15 protein-coding genes are annotated in these 14,640 nt (G+C 29.7%); 6 read left to right on the top strand and 9 right to left on the bottom strand.

Features of this window, described 5'->3' with window-relative positions:
• Positions 1–36 precede the first annotated feature (36 nt).
• Positions 37–462: an RDD family protein gene (locus D1816_RS03215; RefSeq protein WP_118501160.1), complete on the top strand. Its 426-nt coding sequence runs from the start codon at positions 37–39 to the stop codon at positions 460–462.
• Between the two features lie 3 nt (positions 463–465).
• On the opposite strand, the gene D1816_RS03210 is transcribed toward D1816_RS03215, so the two are convergent.
• The 4 genes from D1816_RS03210 to D1816_RS03195 all read right to left on the bottom strand — a co-directional run bounded on the left by D1816_RS03210 (position 466) and on the right by D1816_RS03195 (position 4,671).
• Positions 466–1,698: a DEAD/DEAH box helicase gene (locus D1816_RS03210; protein ID WP_118501159.1), complete on the bottom strand. Its 1,233-nt coding sequence runs from the start codon at positions 1,696–1,698 to the stop codon at positions 466–468.
• A 189-nt stretch (positions 1,699–1,887) separates the two neighbouring features.
• The gene (locus D1816_RS03205) at positions 1,888–2,646 is read right to left on the bottom strand and encodes a hypothetical protein (protein WP_118501158.1); all 759 of its coding nucleotides are present in this window, start codon (positions 2,644–2,646) and stop codon (positions 1,888–1,890) included.
• On the bottom strand, positions 2,633–3,334 hold the full coding sequence (locus D1816_RS03200; protein ID WP_066310647.1) for a hypothetical protein: 702 nt from the start codon (positions 3,332–3,334) through the stop codon (positions 2,633–2,635). Before D1816_RS03200 ends, D1816_RS03205 begins: the two co-directional genes overlap by 14 nt.
• A gap of 194 nt (positions 3,335–3,528) precedes the next feature.
• Positions 3,529–4,671, bottom strand: a complete 1,143-nt coding sequence (locus D1816_RS03195) for a sterol desaturase family protein (protein ID WP_118501157.1) — start codon at positions 4,669–4,671, stop codon at positions 3,529–3,531.
• 478 nt (positions 4,672–5,149) lie between these two features.
• Between D1816_RS03195 and D1816_RS03190 the strand changes: the two genes are divergently transcribed.
• From D1816_RS03190 to D1816_RS03180, 3 genes are read left to right on the top strand one after another with little or no spacing between them, the layout of a single operon-like run.
• The gene (locus D1816_RS03190; RefSeq protein WP_066310657.1) at positions 5,150–7,075 is read left to right on the top strand and encodes a BatA and WFA domain-containing protein; all 1,926 of its coding nucleotides are present in this window, start codon (positions 5,150–5,152) and stop codon (positions 7,073–7,075) included.
• Positions 7,072–8,325: a dihydroorotase family protein gene (locus tag D1816_RS03185; RefSeq protein WP_118506200.1), complete on the top strand. Its 1,254-nt coding sequence runs from the start codon at positions 7,072–7,074 to the stop codon at positions 8,323–8,325. Before D1816_RS03190 ends, D1816_RS03185 begins: the two co-directional genes overlap by 4 nt.
• Positions 8,326–8,383: 58 nt before the next feature.
• A complete protein-coding gene (locus tag D1816_RS03180) occupies positions 8,384–8,713 on the top strand; it encodes a DUF4870 domain-containing protein (protein WP_066310662.1) in 330 nt (109 codons plus the stop codon).
• Between the two features lie 6 nt (positions 8,714–8,719).
• On the opposite strand, the gene D1816_RS03175 is transcribed toward D1816_RS03180, so the two are convergent.
• Positions 8,720–9,070, bottom strand: a complete 351-nt coding sequence (locus D1816_RS03175; protein ID WP_066310664.1) for a hypothetical protein — start codon at positions 9,068–9,070, stop codon at positions 8,720–8,722.
• Between the two features lie 175 nt (positions 9,071–9,245).
• On the opposite strand from D1816_RS03175, the gene D1816_RS03170 reads away from it, so the two are divergent.
• Entirely contained in the window at positions 9,246–9,905 is a 660-nt protein-coding gene (locus D1816_RS03170; protein ID WP_118501156.1) for an alpha/beta hydrolase, read from the top strand.
• A 49-nt stretch (positions 9,906–9,954) separates the two neighbouring features.
• On the opposite strand, the gene D1816_RS03165 is transcribed toward D1816_RS03170, so the two are convergent.
• On the bottom strand, positions 9,955–10,734 hold the full coding sequence (locus D1816_RS03165) for a hypothetical protein (protein ID WP_118501155.1): 780 nt from the start codon (positions 10,732–10,734) through the stop codon (positions 9,955–9,957).
• A 14-nt stretch (positions 10,735–10,748) separates the two neighbouring features.
• Positions 10,749–11,531, bottom strand: a complete 783-nt coding sequence (locus D1816_RS03160) for a hypothetical protein (RefSeq protein ID WP_118501154.1) — start codon at positions 11,529–11,531, stop codon at positions 10,749–10,751.
• A gap of 182 nt (positions 11,532–11,713) precedes the next feature.
• Here D1816_RS03160 and D1816_RS03155 point away from each other — a divergent pair, with 182 nt between their 5' ends.
• Complete coding sequence (locus D1816_RS03155; RefSeq protein ID WP_118501153.1) at positions 11,714–12,910, top strand: DUF6786 family protein; 1,197 nt, start codon at positions 11,714–11,716, stop codon at positions 12,908–12,910.
• 87 nt (positions 12,911–12,997) lie between these two features.
• Here D1816_RS03155 and D1816_RS03150 read toward each other — a convergent pair whose 3' ends face one another.
• The gene (locus tag D1816_RS03150; protein ID WP_066310675.1) at positions 12,998–13,780 is read right to left on the bottom strand and encodes a hypothetical protein; all 783 of its coding nucleotides are present in this window, start codon (positions 13,778–13,780) and stop codon (positions 12,998–13,000) included.
• A gap of 358 nt (positions 13,781–14,138) precedes the next feature.
• Positions 14,139–14,618 carry a hypothetical protein gene (locus D1816_RS03145; protein ID WP_147405100.1) on the bottom strand — a complete coding sequence of 160 codons (480 nt, stop codon included), beginning with the start codon at positions 14,616–14,618 and terminating at the stop codon, positions 14,139–14,141.
• Positions 14,619–14,640 lie beyond the last annotated feature (22 nt).

Raw genomic sequence — 14,640 nt, 5'->3', positions numbered from 1 at the left:
GGTATCTTACCATAAATAATTTATAAAGCACTACAGATGAATACTATTTCTCAAACTGAATACCCCAGTATCTTTGATCGTGTAAAAGCTATTATAGTGGATAGTATTATTTTAATAATTTTAATGGTAATAGTAACTGATATTTTTTCTTCTTTTGAACATATCCCTGATAGTGCCCGAATTATTGCTTTTATTATTATTTTTGGATTGTATGATCCCATACTTACCAGCTTTTTTGGAGGTACCATTGGACATAAAGCCATAGGAATTCGTGTTAAGCAATTAGATAATCCAGAAAAAAACATCTTACTTCACATGGCCATTTTAAGATATCTTGTAAAAGCCTTATTGGGTTGGATTTCATTACTAACTGTATCGAGTAACGAAAAAAAACAAGCTATTCATGATTCATTTGCAGGATCAATTGTAGTATATAGCGCGAAACAAAATAGCAAACCTTAACAATTACCTACCGGATCTTCTTTTATAATTTCTAGATTTGTTTTTTGCCTTAGGTTTTCTGTTGTTATTATTTCTAGGGCCTTGTTTTACATCTCTAGCGCTCATAGTGGGTTCGAACCCTTCTACAACATTATTTTCTAATTTTTCTCCTAAAAGTTTTTCTATTCCTTTTACATAGGCCACTTCATCCTCGCTAACCAAGGATATAGCTTCACCACTAGCCCCTGCTCTACCAGTTCGACCGATCCTATGCACATAATCTTCAGGAATATTAGGTAATTCAAAATTTACAACATGTGGTAACAAAGGGATATCTAATCCTCTCGCTGCGATATCTGTAGCAACCAATACTCGTATTGTACCTTTTTTAAATCCTGATAAGGCTTTCGTTCTTGCTCCTTGACTTTTATTACCATGAATAGCGGCTGCCGAAATATTATTCTTATTCATTTTTTCAGTAAGACGATTAGCACCGTGCTTTGTTCGTGTAAAAACAAGTACCTGTTCCCAGTTTCCATCTGTAATGAATTTGATAATAAGCGTTGTTTTTTTGCTTTTATCTACTCTATATATTTTTTGTTTTACCTTTTCTGCGGTTGTATTTTCCGGAGCCGCTTCTACAGATACAGGATGATGTAATATTCCGTTTGCTAATTTTTTAATTTCTTTAGAAAATGTTGCTGAAAACAAAAGATTCTGTCTTCTTTCAGGCAACAACCCTAAAATTTTGTTGATATCTCTTTGAAACCCCATATCAAGCATACGATCAGCTTCATCGAGAACTAATACTTCTATTTTAGATAAAGAAAGTGCTTTTTGGGAGTGTAAATCTAATAATCGACCAGGAGTTGCTACTAAAAGATCCACACCATTACGCAAACCTCTTATTTGCGGTTTAGCATTGACTCCACCAAAAATCACCATTGATCGTACATCTAAAAACTCACTATAAGCTCTTACATTATCTAATATTTGAGCAGCTAATTCTCTAGTAGGTGTTAATACTAAAGCACGCACAGGTCTTTTTCTAAGCTGTTGTCCTTGTGATAACAGTTGTAAAACAGGTAATGTAAATCCTGCTGTTTTTCCTGTTCCTGTTTGGGCAGACGCCAATACATCTTTCTTTTCTAAAATTGGTGGAATAGCCTTTTCTTGAATCGGAGAAGGTGTTGTATATCCTTTTTTTTGAACAGCACGTAACAAGGGTTCGGATAAACCTAAAGTATTAAATGACATAGTATATTGTTTAAGAAACAACAATACTTAACTACTTAAATGCCATTTCTGAATGTGCCTGCAAATGTACAGTTAATTTTTAGGATACAATCGTTTATACTTAATCTAAAAGGTTATTTAAAAAAACTACTATCAAAAAACAAGTATAATTAATTCTAAGCACCAGATATAAACTCAACACAAGGGTTATTATGTGTTGTCTTTATTTTTCGTAGAATTGATTAACTTAATTAATTTTATTAAAGATGATTTTACATTATCATTTTTACTTTTCTTAAGCATTAATTCTGCTTTCCTTTTTATCCCACTATAATTTGCATTAGGATAGATTCTAATCAATTCTGAAAAGTAAATATCTATTCCTTTTCCAAGCTTTACCTTTCCTTCTTCAGAAAAAGCTTTTTCATTATTAATTTCATCTAAGTAAATTGTATAATTCTCAATAAGAGTTCCTATATTCGAATTAATAACACTTTTCACTTTTGACGAATTTGGATCATCTGATCTTTCTTTAATATCATCATTTCCCAGTTTAAAATAATCTAATTGTAAGTCCAAACCAAATTGCCAAACAGCTAACATTTCAATATCGTAAAGGTATTTATCTTTACGATCAGTCTGTTGATAAATTTGATGCATATCCTTCCACTGATTAAAGAATTCTGTGGCAATATTACTTCTGTGTTTTATGCCTAATTCTTTATCATCAAGTACTATTTTGAAATTTTGCTCATCCGTTAATTTTTGAACAATCATTCTTTTCTCTGGATTATCAAATGTTGGTTTCTTTTCATCTTTCTTATAACCAAATCTTAATTCAATAATTACATCATTATAATCATTTGTATCCCAATATCTTTTGTCTAAAGGAAATTTATGATCTTCTGTTTTACAGTTAATTAAGGTTAAGCAAAGAAATGCTAAAAAGAAGTATCTAATTATTATCATTAATTATGATTTTTGGTTTTTTATATTTGCTTAGCAAAGTTAATGAACTGTCTACTATTTTCTCATACCTTTTTTGTTCACTTAAAACATAACTGTGAAAAGTATTATAGTCATATTCTTTTTGAAAAATTCTTTCTTTTGTTTTTGCGTCTTCAATTATTTTCTTTATAACATCTTTATCAAAAGTGCTTAAATTAGATATATTCTTCTTTGCTTTTCGAGCAAACAATTCCGTTATCTTAATATGGTATTTTTCATGGTTCAAAAGCTCTTTACTATTAGTGTTTTTTTTATAAACAAATGAACGTGAAGGATAAAATAAGGATTGAACAATTACAGAATTATCATTGACTTCACTTTCAATTGAAGTAACAACATAAGCAAACCTTTCGTTACCGTATAGTGACTTTTTAAAAAATTCTAAACCCCTAAAATTTTTAAACGTTATTTCATCATATTTATCAAAAGTTAAGGGGCTTTCATAATTCAAATAGTTATTATTATTTAAAACTATTAATCCAATGAACAAAGGAATTAAAATCAAAAAACTATACTTGACAAACTTGAAAAATTTCTTCAATGGAATTTTATTTCCCTTTTTATTTTCTTTTATAACTATGATCAATTGGTAAAATACAGGTGAAAAATATATCAGGAGTAATGCTATGGCTATTAAATTTTCATTCATTTTTAGTTTTTAAGAAATATTTGCAATACTAAATATATGTACCTTTATAAACCTATTTGTTACCTTAAAACAAATTACACAGTCATGAGAATACCAAATTTGTTACTATAACAACGTTTATATTGAAGTAGTTTATATGATATCATTATATAAACTTCCTTTAAGACATTTATTTATATAATAATTTATTTCCTCTATCTCTTACTTTTTTCTTCTGGCAAAAGATCATTTTTAAATGGGCTTTTAGTAAAAGGAAAAGCTAATTGTTTAACAAATCCTTTAGGAAAGGAGGCGTCAATTAATCCAGTACCCTTGGGCCATTCCTTACCAGGTAAGTAATAGGTCCCAAAAATTTTATCAATAAAAGGAAACACAACCGCGAAATTATTTCCATAATGTTCTGGTTCTTCACAATGATGCCAATGGTGATATTGCGGAGTTGTTATTATATATTTTAAAATACCAAAATTAATACTTGTATTAGAATGAATCAGAACTGCATGAATTGCTATAAATACAATATATACATTAAATGTTAGTGTTGAAAATCCTAGTACATAAAGTGGAATATATGACATGCTTCGTGTAAAAAATATGTCTATAAAGTGAGTTCTTGAACCTGCAAGCCAATCCATATTTTGCGTTGAATGATGTATTGAATGAAATCGCCATAAATAATGATGAGAATGAAAAAATCTATGTGCCCAATATTGAAAGATATCAGTAACAAGTAAAGCCAAAAACAACTCAATTACAAAGGGTAATCCAGAAACCCATTCATGTACCTGCTCCAGGTTCATCCATCCAAAAAAAGCTACAGCAGGTTTTTTAGTTAAAACTCCAAACAATTGAATAGCCAAATGACTTATTCCAAAATAAATAAGATCAGTTCGCCATTCATCATGAAATTTGGATTGCAATTTGTTTTTTGGAAAAGCTAATTCTATAGGAACAAACAATAATGCCATAATAAACAGATCTAGAATAAGCCAATCCAAACCAATACTCCAACTTACTTTTTCAACGGCTCTTCCTTCAACAGTTAGTCCACCAACAGCTATAGCTAATACCCCTAGAATAATACCTATAACCGCATTACTCTTATTTTTATTAAGAAGGATACTCACTAAAGCAAAAAGAAAAGTCGCTATAATGGCTCCAAACATTAAATTCTCGACCATATCTGCAGTATACACTTCTCGAAACTCTGGTGTTGTTAACTGTTCTGGAAATTTGAAACATAAAATACTAGTTAAGGATAAAGAACCAAGAAAAATTGATATGGCACCACTAATTCTTCCTTCTCCTACTCGCATTCGCTTATTTTGTTTTTTCATTTCTTATTCTTTACACTACTACGTTCGTTAATTATTAAACAAATACCATTATTATTAAAAAAATAATGGAGTTACCAAGTTAATTATATTTCTGATAAATTGGTAAACATTTATATATCCACATTTTAAAATCTGTTTAATTTAAATCATTTCCATCTTCTAAATTAGTTAGTTTCTGAAACACTCATCTCTTTACTGAACTAGTTATTAGATAATTAAAAAAACTTTTTTTAGCCAAATAATTGCTCTAATCTTTGTTACGCTTTGCAATACAATTTTAACCTTGTTTAAAGCTAAATAAATTACTATATCCTTAAGCTGTCACTATCTTTAATTTCTCTATATTTACATATACTTTTTACTCTAAAACGAGTTTATTCCTCAATTTAGAGGAAATCGTTTACTAGTTGTTTATAGAATTACTTTCAATATTCTGTAACTAACTGATACACTGATCATATATATTAACTTTATAAGAATGCAATTTAAACACCCAGAATTTCTTTATGCTCTTTTTGCACTTATCATTCCTATATTAGTTCACTTATTTCAGCTACGACGTTTTCAAAAAGTTGACTTTACCAATGTGCAATTTCTTAAATCTGTTACAATTCAGACTCGTAAGAGTTCACAGATCAAGAAATGGCTAACGCTTCTAGCCAGATTGCTAGCATTAACTGGAATTATTATTGCTTTTGCTCAACCATTTTTAGCTTCGGAAAAGGTTGTTGGAAAGAAGAATGAAACTGCCATTTACCTTGATAATTCTTTTAGTATGCAGGCTAAAGGATCAAAAGGTTCTTTACTTAAACGAGCTGTTCAAGACATTCTTAGTGAGCTCCCCGAAGATGAAACTGTATCTATTTTTACGAATACAGAGACTTTCACCAATGTTACAAAAAAAGATATTCAAAATGATTTGCTTCAATTAGAATATAGCTCAAATCAAATACCATATAATGCCGCGTTTCTTAAGGCGAAACAAACTTTAGGATTGACATCAGAAACGAATAAAAGAATTATTATGATTTCTGATTTTCAACAAAAAGAAGAGCCATTTTCTTTACCAACAGATGCAAGTTCACAGACAAATCTTGTACAGTTAAAACCTGTAACAAAACAAAATATCTCTATCGACAGTCTATTTTTACAACGAAATACAGATAATGAGCTTTTTCTTAAAGTGCTTGTAAGTGATACAGATGCTAATGCTGACAATACATCAATTGCACTGTATAATGATGATAAGCTAATTGCAAAAACAGCCGTTTCAATTCCTAGAAATGGCAGTGCCACTACCGAATTTCGTTTAGATGAAGGTATAAAAATTAATGGTCGAGTTACTCTTGAAGACCCCGCTATTACATTTGATAATTCTAGGTTTTTTACGATTAATGCACCTGAAAAGATTAAGGTTGTAGCCATAAATGGGGAAAATGATAATTTTATAAAAAACATTTTTACAACCGATGAATTTGTTTTGGTTAGTAATGCAACAGAGTCTTTTAATTATAATGATATTAGCGATGCTAATCTTATTATAATTAATGAAGTGAAACAAATTCCTATATCATTAATCAATGCTATAAAACCTTTTGTTGAACAAGGAGGCACAGTATGTATTATCCCTTCTGAAGAAGGAGATTTAGTATCATATCAGCAATTTATAAATTCGTTTTCTGCTCAGAGCCTTTTAGCTCCTAAAGTTCAAGAGAAAAAAATTACAAAAATTAATTTTTCACACCCACTTTATAAAGGAGTTTTTGATAAAACTATAACAAATTTTCAATACCCAAAAGTAAATAGTTATTATCAAGCCAACGCTACAAATGTTGTATTGTCTTTTGAAGACAATAGTCCATTTTTATACAAGACCAATTCATTATACATTTTTACTGCTGCAATAAACACTAAGAACTCCAATTTTAAAAATTCTCCTTTAATTGTTCCTACGCTTTACAATATAGGGAAACAGAGTTTACAATTAAGTGATATCTCTTATACTATTGGTCGTTCAAACTCTTATGATGTGCCTATTTCTCTGGGGCAGGATGGTATTATCTCGTTGATTTCAGATCAAGAAAACAGCATCCCATTACAGCAAAGTTTTCCTACAAAGGTGCGTATTACAACAGAAGATATCCCCGCAAAATCCGGAATTTATTCTTTACAGGATAAGAATAAAATTATTCAATATGTTAGCTATAATTATGATAGTTCAGAGAGTGACTTACAATATTATTCGCTAAGCTCTAACGAGAACTATACTTTAAATAGCTCGGTAACAGAACTTTTTGATCAAATAAAAGAAGAGACTAGTATTAATGAACTTTGGAAATGGTTTGTTATTTTTGCGCTGATATTCCTGTTAATCGAAATATTATTATTAAAATTTCTAAAATGAACGTCTTACTAAAGTCTGCTACTGTAATTGATTCTACATCACCTTTCAATAATAAAACAGTAGATATTCTTATTGAAGATGGTATTATTACGGATATAGATTCTACTTTACAATCAATACCAAATATTACAGAAATAAACCTTGCAGACTTACATGTATCTCGAGGTTGGTTTGATAGCAGCGTTAGTTTCGGAGAACCTGGTTATGAAGAAAGAGAAACTATTTTACATGGTCTTGATGTTGCCGCTAAAAGTGGCTTTACAAGTATTGCATTAAACCCAAATACGTTACCCATCACAGATACTAGTGCATCTATTGGGTTTCTTACTGTAAAATCACAACAACATGCTGTAAATCTTTACCCGATTGGTGCGCTTACAGTAAAATCTGAAGGAAAAGATCTAGCAGAACTTTATGATATGCAACAAGCTGGTGCTGTTGCATTTGGTGATTACAAAAAGGCTATTGCAAATCCTAATTTATTAAAAATAGCACTACTTTATGCTCAAAATTTTAATGGGCTAGTACAATCTTTCCCTCAAGATAATAGTATAGCAGGAAAAGGAATGGTTCATGAAGAAGAACAAAGTACACTATTAGGTCTTAAAGGTATACCATCTCTTGCAGAAGAATTACAAGTAACTAGAGACTTATTTCTATTAGAGTATACCGGAGGGAAATTACACATTCCGACTATTTCTACGGCCAAATCTGTAGCCTTAATTAAAGAAGCTAAAACAAAAGGATTAGCAGTTACTTGTAGTGTTACTACTCATCATCTTAAATTAACAGATAATGAGCTTGTAAAATTTGATGCTAACTACAAAGTGCAACCACCATTAAGAACGCAAAAAGATATCACTGCTTTACATAAGGGAATACAAGAAGGAACAATTGATATGGTAACGAGTGATCACCAACCTATTGATATTGAACATAAAAAAGTAGAATTCGATAGTGCCAGCTACGGAACAATAGGCTTAGAAAGCGCTTTTGGAGTACTTAACTCTATCTTTGATATTGAAACCTGCATAAATTTACTAACCAATGGTAAAGAAATTTTTGGAATTGAAGATATCACCATTGATAAAGGTAGTACTGCAAATTTGACTTTATTTTCACCAAAAAAAGAACTGATTTTCGATCAAAAGGACATCTTATCCACATCAAAAAATAGTGCTTTTTTGGGAAAATCTTTAAAAGGTCAATCATATGGTATTATTGCAAACAAAAAAATGATCCTTAAGTAATAGTACATATGCGCTATATACAAGTAAGAATTTAGATATTAACGCAAATACATCAATCATGCAATCTGACTACGCAAAACAAGGAAAAACAGCTGCTATAGTAGCCTACATTACTATTATTGGTACTATTATAGCTTATTTTATGAATCAGGATGATAAAAATTTATTCGCTAACTTTCATATTAGACAAGCACTTGGAGTAAACATATCTTTTTACATATTAGGCGCATTGGTTACCATTTTTGATTCTATCCTTATATCCTCTGCATTCTATATTTTTATTTTAGTCTTATGGGTTTATGGCCTTATAACAGCTATAAAAGAAGAACAAAAAGAAGTGCCTATACTAGGAAAGTATTTCCAGCAATGGTTTAATTTTATTAAATAAGTTAAATTACTCTATCTGCAACTTATTTATTTTTAGGTCCGCCGACATGGCCACATCAAGCATAAATGAATCCCTATCTGTTTGGATAAGATAACGTCGTAATCCATTGTCGTCTAACATAAAGTCAAATTCTATTGGTTTTCCGAATTCTTTGATTGCAGCACCTACGATTTCTTTTAGTTTTTCCTTGGTGAGTGTTTTTTGTAAATCGGCAGAAAACATATCAAAAATCTTGTCAGTTTGATCTATTTTCATTGATTCTACAATAGTTTTCATATTTTTTTCGAAATCTTCTTGTGTTTGAGAAAAACCAAAATGGACGAGAAATAAGAAAAATAAATAAGTAATTTTTTTCATAATTAGTGGCTTAAATATTGTTTATTTGTGTATTTAAAAGTTAAGAAATAAAATCCAAAATCTAGACTTATATTTAAGAAAAAACAATACATTTTTTCATATTTAAAAGTTTAAACAATTACAAGCTTTATCAATCTAGATTTTATCAAATTTGATTGATATAAAAAGAAAAAAAATGCAAACTAAAACACTATCTCTACACCATATCATTAAGGAACCAACAATCAAAAAAGAAAAAACTCCTGTATTATTTATGTTTCATGGTTATGGAAGCGATGAAAATGATCTTTTTTCTTTTTCTCCTGAACTTCCAGAAGAGCTTTTTATTATTTCAGTACGTGCACCATATCCGATGCAACCATATGGTAATGCCTGGTATGCCATCTATTTTGATGATACCCAAGGTAAGTTTAGTGATGACAAACAAGCCATTGAATCTAGAGATAAAATAGCTGGTTTTATTGATGAAGCGGTACAGGCTTATCAATTAGACTCTCAAAATGTAACCCTGTTAGGATTTAGTCAAGGTACCATTCTTAGCTATTCTGTCGCTCTTTCTTATCCTGAAAAAATAAAAAATGTGATTGCATTAAGTGGATATTTAAATGAAGATATTTTAAAACAAGATTATGAAAAAAATGATTTCGCGAAGCTAAATATCTACTGTTCCCACGGTAGTGTTGATCAAGTAATACCTGTTGACTGGGCAAGAAAAGCTCCAATACGCTTTGCTGAACTTGGAATAACTACTAATTTAAATGAATTTCCTGTTGGTCATGGTGTAGCTCCACAAAATTTTTATCAATTTAAAGAATGGCTAAGCGCAAGAATTTAGTTTATGAACAATATTTAATATTTTTAATTTTGAACAACGAATTTTAATCTCAATTCTGCGAAGTATTAAATAATCCTTTTCTTTCTAATTTTCTTTTGTCAATTAATTCTCTGAGTCGAATGATTGGATATAGTCCATTCATATTATTTTCATCTAATTTGATGTAATTAATCCAATCTATCTCCATTTCTAGATCATATTCGCCAAGTAAATTTTTTAAAAGCTTTTTAACTGCATTTTTTCTTCCATGCTTTATCAAACCTTCTTCATAATTACGCACGTAGATATTTAAATCCAATTCTTTTGATTGATTCGAATATTTAAAAAAGACATCCTCATAACCTATTTGTATACTTATATACCCACCTTGTAGGGTATCTTTGTCAATCACCACTACGGCACGTTCTTTACTGGCATATCCTACTTTAATAGAATCGTTTAAATTTCTCTGTTCAAATGCAGTAATCTTCCAATTTTTAAGCTTCGGAGATTTTCTAATAAGTTTTATTATTTTAGGAAAAGTAGGTTTATACCCATTTGCAGAAATTAACAATTCCTTAATTCCATTCGTGTCTACCGGTCGAAAAACAGGAATCAAATACGGATCTATTTGACTAAGTTTATCAGATAACCTTTTATAATTTTTATTTCTTTCATTATAGTCTTTATATCCTGAAATATTATCAACTCTTTTAAAAGTCTGACTATAATACACATCTTGATTCTTAACAAACCAATTCCAAAAACGATCTTCAGTAGTTTGCGTCCTTAATGATCCAAAAACAAATGATAAAAAAAATAATCCCAGTATGCAGATTTTACTTTTCATAACAAATACAAATCCTACAGAAAAGATTTACATTCCTTATGTAAAGGATGTGTATTCACCATATTAATTACAGGCGGATAATCTCTCTTTTTTCTTTCTAACTTTCTTTGGTCAACTACCGTTCTTAAATGACCAATAGGATATCCCATAGCCTCATCCCCTTCTTTTAACGAAATACAATTAATAATACCTATTTCTATCGCGAAGTCATATTCACCCAATAAATCATCTAAAAGTCTTTTAATTCTATACTTATGTTCATCACCATTATAACTAGGTATAAATACATCTAAATTTAGCCGATTAGAAACTTCTGTATACGTAAATCGTATATCTTCAAAACCGAACACAATATCTAAGGGTCTACATTTAATATTTTTATTAACTAGCACAGCTTGATGTGTGGCCTGAGGATATCTAAATTTAATTAGTGATTCTATTGAGGTTCTTTGTATAAGAGCAGTAAACTTCCAATTGTTTAATGTTGGAGAATTATTTACCAATCTAGCAATTTTAGGAAAAAATTCCTCTACTCCTTGCGCTGATATAATCAACTCTTTAATTCCGTTCGTGTTTTTTACTTTTAAGATTCCCTTTATACTAGAACCAAATCGTTTAAGTCTATTAGATAACTCTTTATTCAGTTTTGTTTTCAAATCAGATCGTATTTCATCGCTATACAATTTTTCTTGGTTTTTTATAAACCAATTCCAAAACTGTTCCTCTTCGGTTTTTAAGGAAAATGAATTAAACCCAATAGAAATGAAGTCTGGTAAAATGGCAATAATTCTTTTCATAGATTAAAAATTTCACTTTCGAAATGACTAAATTTCAATTGCTACTAATTTAAAATTTAAGATAATGTACTTGTAGAACATTTTACTCATTTTATACCACTAATCGTTTTTTACAACCTAGCATATACTATTAATCTATTCTATTTTAGTATTTTACATTTTCACAAATCACCTTATCTTTTATGTATATATCAAAATTGTTTTTATACAACTTATTGTTATTTTCAGTATACCATAATTATTCAATTCTAGCGCAGGGATATGGTAAGAATACCTTTGGATATGACCTGGAACTGGTAAAAACATCAGAGAACAATAGTATCGTACTTACCAAAAACCAAGCACAAATATTAGTTAGCCCTAAGTATCAAGGGCGCGTACTAACTAGTACTTCAAAAGGCATAAAAGGAAGAAGTTATGGGTGGTTAAACGAAAATACTCTTAGATCTAATGCAATTACTACTGCTAAAAAATCATATGGCGGAGAGGATCGTTTTTGGTTAAATCCTTTAGGAAGTTCTTTTACATTATATTATGATCAAAAAGAAATTAAATCAAATAATTGGACTATCCCCAAACTCCTGGAAATCGAAGCTTTTGACTTAATTAACAAAACGGATACGACAGCAACATTTAATAAACAAGCAGTAATTAAAAATAATATAGGTACTTCGTTTATGATTAAAATAGAGCGTTATGTTTCACTATTTTCAAAATCAACAATTGAAGAACAATTAAAGATTAAAATCCCAAAATCCATTTCATATGTTGGTTTTGGTTCAAAAAATAGTATAACTAATATTGGTGAAAATTGGGATGCATCTAAAGGATTAATTGCACCTTGGGTATTAGGAATGTTTAAAGGAAATAAAAAATCTGTAGGTATTTTTCCGTATACTTCTGCTAATGATTCTACTGTAACTGTACAAAAATACTTAAGTGAATTTGGAAATGACAGAGTCTCTATTAACAATAAAGTCATTTACTTCAAAACAGATGGTTCTTATCGAAGTAAAATTGGAGTTAAATCTAAGAATGTAATTCCAATACTAGGAAATTTTGATGCAAAAAATAATGTATTAACCATAGTAACATTTTCTTTTAATCCTAAAGGAAAATTTTTAAGTAGTACAGAAAAAAATTCCCCTATCCTTTTTGGTGGGGATGTAATCAACTCTTATAATAATGATGGAAATCAAGGAGTATCCACATTTTTTGAACTAGAAACTACTGCATCGGGAAAAGCATTAAAAACAGGAGAGCAGATAATCCATATCCACAATACGTATCATTTTGAAGGCCCAATACATAAACTAAATAGTATAAGCAAAAAATTACTGCATTGTGATTTAGAAGAGGCGTTACTTTTCTTAAAATAAATAATAGGCATAGCATCCTGCATCATTAAGATACAGAATGCTATTTATTAACAAATTAACAAGGGTAATTATAGGAGCATTCAAAATTTAACCGGCCGCACTATATTCTTTTAGCATGGGTTTCAGTTTTTCTTCAAATACTTTATCATAAAACTTCTTTATATCCGCTTTTGTTTTTCTTTTAGCCGCTATGCATAAATTTGCTGTATCAATTGGTACAATACTTAATAATCCCTTATCGCATTCATCACTTCCTATTTTAGAATTAAAAAATTTAATATATGGGTTAGTACTCTGAACAACCGAGAGCTGTTTTTTAACTTTTTCAACTTCAGTGATTCGAAAAGGCACTCCAATAACATCGTTTGCTACTTCATTCATATGAAACCTACTCAGTATTCTATTTTTAGCTTGTTTTATAGGTGCTGATTTTTCTAATACAGGACTTGGATACGAGTATTTCCAATACTTACACGTTGCAGAATACACAATTGGATTCATTGTTATTCCTACCATAAAAACGTCTTTAAATAAATTTTGAAATTTAGTTTTAAGCATTGTTTTCAAAATTATTTTTTTAGGAAAATGTGCTCTTCCTCTTTCTTCTTCTATAATACCTAAACCTAAACGCACATATATATCTTTTTTACGATTTGGGTTTTTACATAGCATAAAATAAGACATGCCAATATCCTGGCCATTTTTCTTCATAATATAAGCATCCATTTTCTCATACTTTGAAAATAATTTTCTGAAATCCGGTAGAGAAACCTGATCGCTTATTGAAGCGCTAAATAAATTGTACATTCTTTTTTCGAATAGAGAGTTTTCTTTAATCTCTTTCACTTTGTGATGTTCTACTTTTGTCATTTTTAAACTTTATTTTGGGTGCGCAGTTGTCAAAATTCCTACAACCACACTACTAATCTAATAGTTTACAATGACGAAACAAGGGTCCAACGTAATTAAAAACAGGAGTTAATCATATCTTAACATTTACATGACAAAGTTACGTTTTAACCTTATTTAAAATAAGGATTTGATTATATTTACCGTAATCTAAATACTGCATAAAATTAACCATAATTTCACACTACTCAAGACAAAGTAGAATCAAAAGCGAACGTACGCTTTTTTCCTACAAATAAAATGTTAATCTATTTTTAATTAGAAACAAAACAAACCTTTAGTTCAAGAATACAATGCCTATCGGTTTATTAAAAAAATATTAATAAGATACTGTGCTAATATAGAATGATTTAAGACCTGATTCAAAACCCCATGTAGAATATTGTCGGAAAATAGCACTATAGTATACATTATCTAGCTTAAATCTTACATATATAAATTTACAATCCTCTTTCTCGCATTTTTCTATAAAATCCTTAATACCTAGACTTTTTATAATTGCAATAAAATCTTTTTTAGAAGTACCTCTACCACTAGCTCCTTTTCTTAAAAACAAACCGAGGTTTTTCCAATTTTTTGGTAGTATTGAGGCTTTGGTCATATTATTTTCGTCAGAAAAATATAAAGTATTTACTCTTTGATCATCATCTAAGCTAAGAGTGTATCTTTCATTATCCATATCAACAGACATCGTTTTACAGATATAATCGTTTTGATTGATCATTTTTTTTCTAAAACAATCTCCTTTATCCTTTATTTCTGAATAGGTAGTTTTTCCTAATTTTATTTGAAGAGGCAACTCGGTTAATGGATTTAGATTT

It is taken from the genome of Aquimarina sp. AD10 (assembly GCF_003443715.1).
GTDB classification, from domain to species: Bacteria; Bacteroidota; Bacteroidia; order Flavobacteriales; family Flavobacteriaceae; genus Aquimarina; species Aquimarina aggregata.
Note: the sequence above shows the minus strand (reverse complement) of the source record. Positions and strands in the feature narration are given on the sequence as shown.

What these genes read in the sequence shown, in the direction of transcription:
- D1816_RS03215 (WP_118501160.1), top strand. Translation starts at nt 37, where the DNA reads ATGAATACTATTTCTCAAACTGAATACCCCAGTATCTTTGATCGTGTA.
- D1816_RS03210 (WP_118501159.1), bottom strand. Translation starts at nt 1,698, where the DNA reads ATGTCATTTAATACTTTAGGTTTATCCGAACCCTTGTTACGTGCTGTT.
- D1816_RS03205 (WP_118501158.1), bottom strand. Translation starts at nt 2,646, where the DNA reads ATGATAATAATTAGATACTTCTTTTTAGCATTTCTTTGCTTAACCTTA.
- D1816_RS03200 (WP_066310647.1), bottom strand. Translation starts at nt 3,334, where the DNA reads ATGAATGAAAATTTAATAGCCATAGCATTACTCCTGATATATTTTTCA.
- D1816_RS03195 (WP_118501157.1), bottom strand. Translation starts at nt 4,671, where the DNA reads ATGAAAAAACAAAATAAGCGAATGCGAGTAGGAGAAGGAAGAATTAGT.
- D1816_RS03190 (WP_066310657.1), top strand. Translation starts at nt 5,150, where the DNA reads ATGCAATTTAAACACCCAGAATTTCTTTATGCTCTTTTTGCACTTATC.
- D1816_RS03185 (WP_118506200.1), top strand. Translation starts at nt 7,072, where the DNA reads ATGAACGTCTTACTAAAGTCTGCTACTGTAATTGATTCTACATCACCT.
- D1816_RS03180 (WP_066310662.1), top strand. Translation starts at nt 8,384, where the DNA reads ATGCAATCTGACTACGCAAAACAAGGAAAAACAGCTGCTATAGTAGCC.
- D1816_RS03175 (WP_066310664.1), bottom strand. Translation starts at nt 9,070, where the DNA reads ATGAAAAAAATTACTTATTTATTTTTCTTATTTCTCGTCCATTTTGGT.
- D1816_RS03170 (WP_118501156.1), top strand. Translation starts at nt 9,246, where the DNA reads ATGCAAACTAAAACACTATCTCTACACCATATCATTAAGGAACCAACA.
- D1816_RS03165 (WP_118501155.1), bottom strand. Translation starts at nt 10,734, where the DNA reads ATGAAAAGTAAAATCTGCATACTGGGATTATTTTTTTTATCATTTGTT.
- D1816_RS03160 (WP_118501154.1), bottom strand. Translation starts at nt 11,531, where the DNA reads ATGAAAAGAATTATTGCCATTTTACCAGACTTCATTTCTATTGGGTTT.
- D1816_RS03155 (WP_118501153.1), top strand. Translation starts at nt 11,714, where the DNA reads ATGTATATATCAAAATTGTTTTTATACAACTTATTGTTATTTTCAGTA.
- D1816_RS03150 (WP_066310675.1), bottom strand. Translation starts at nt 13,780, where the DNA reads ATGACAAAAGTAGAACATCACAAAGTGAAAGAGATTAAAGAAAACTCT.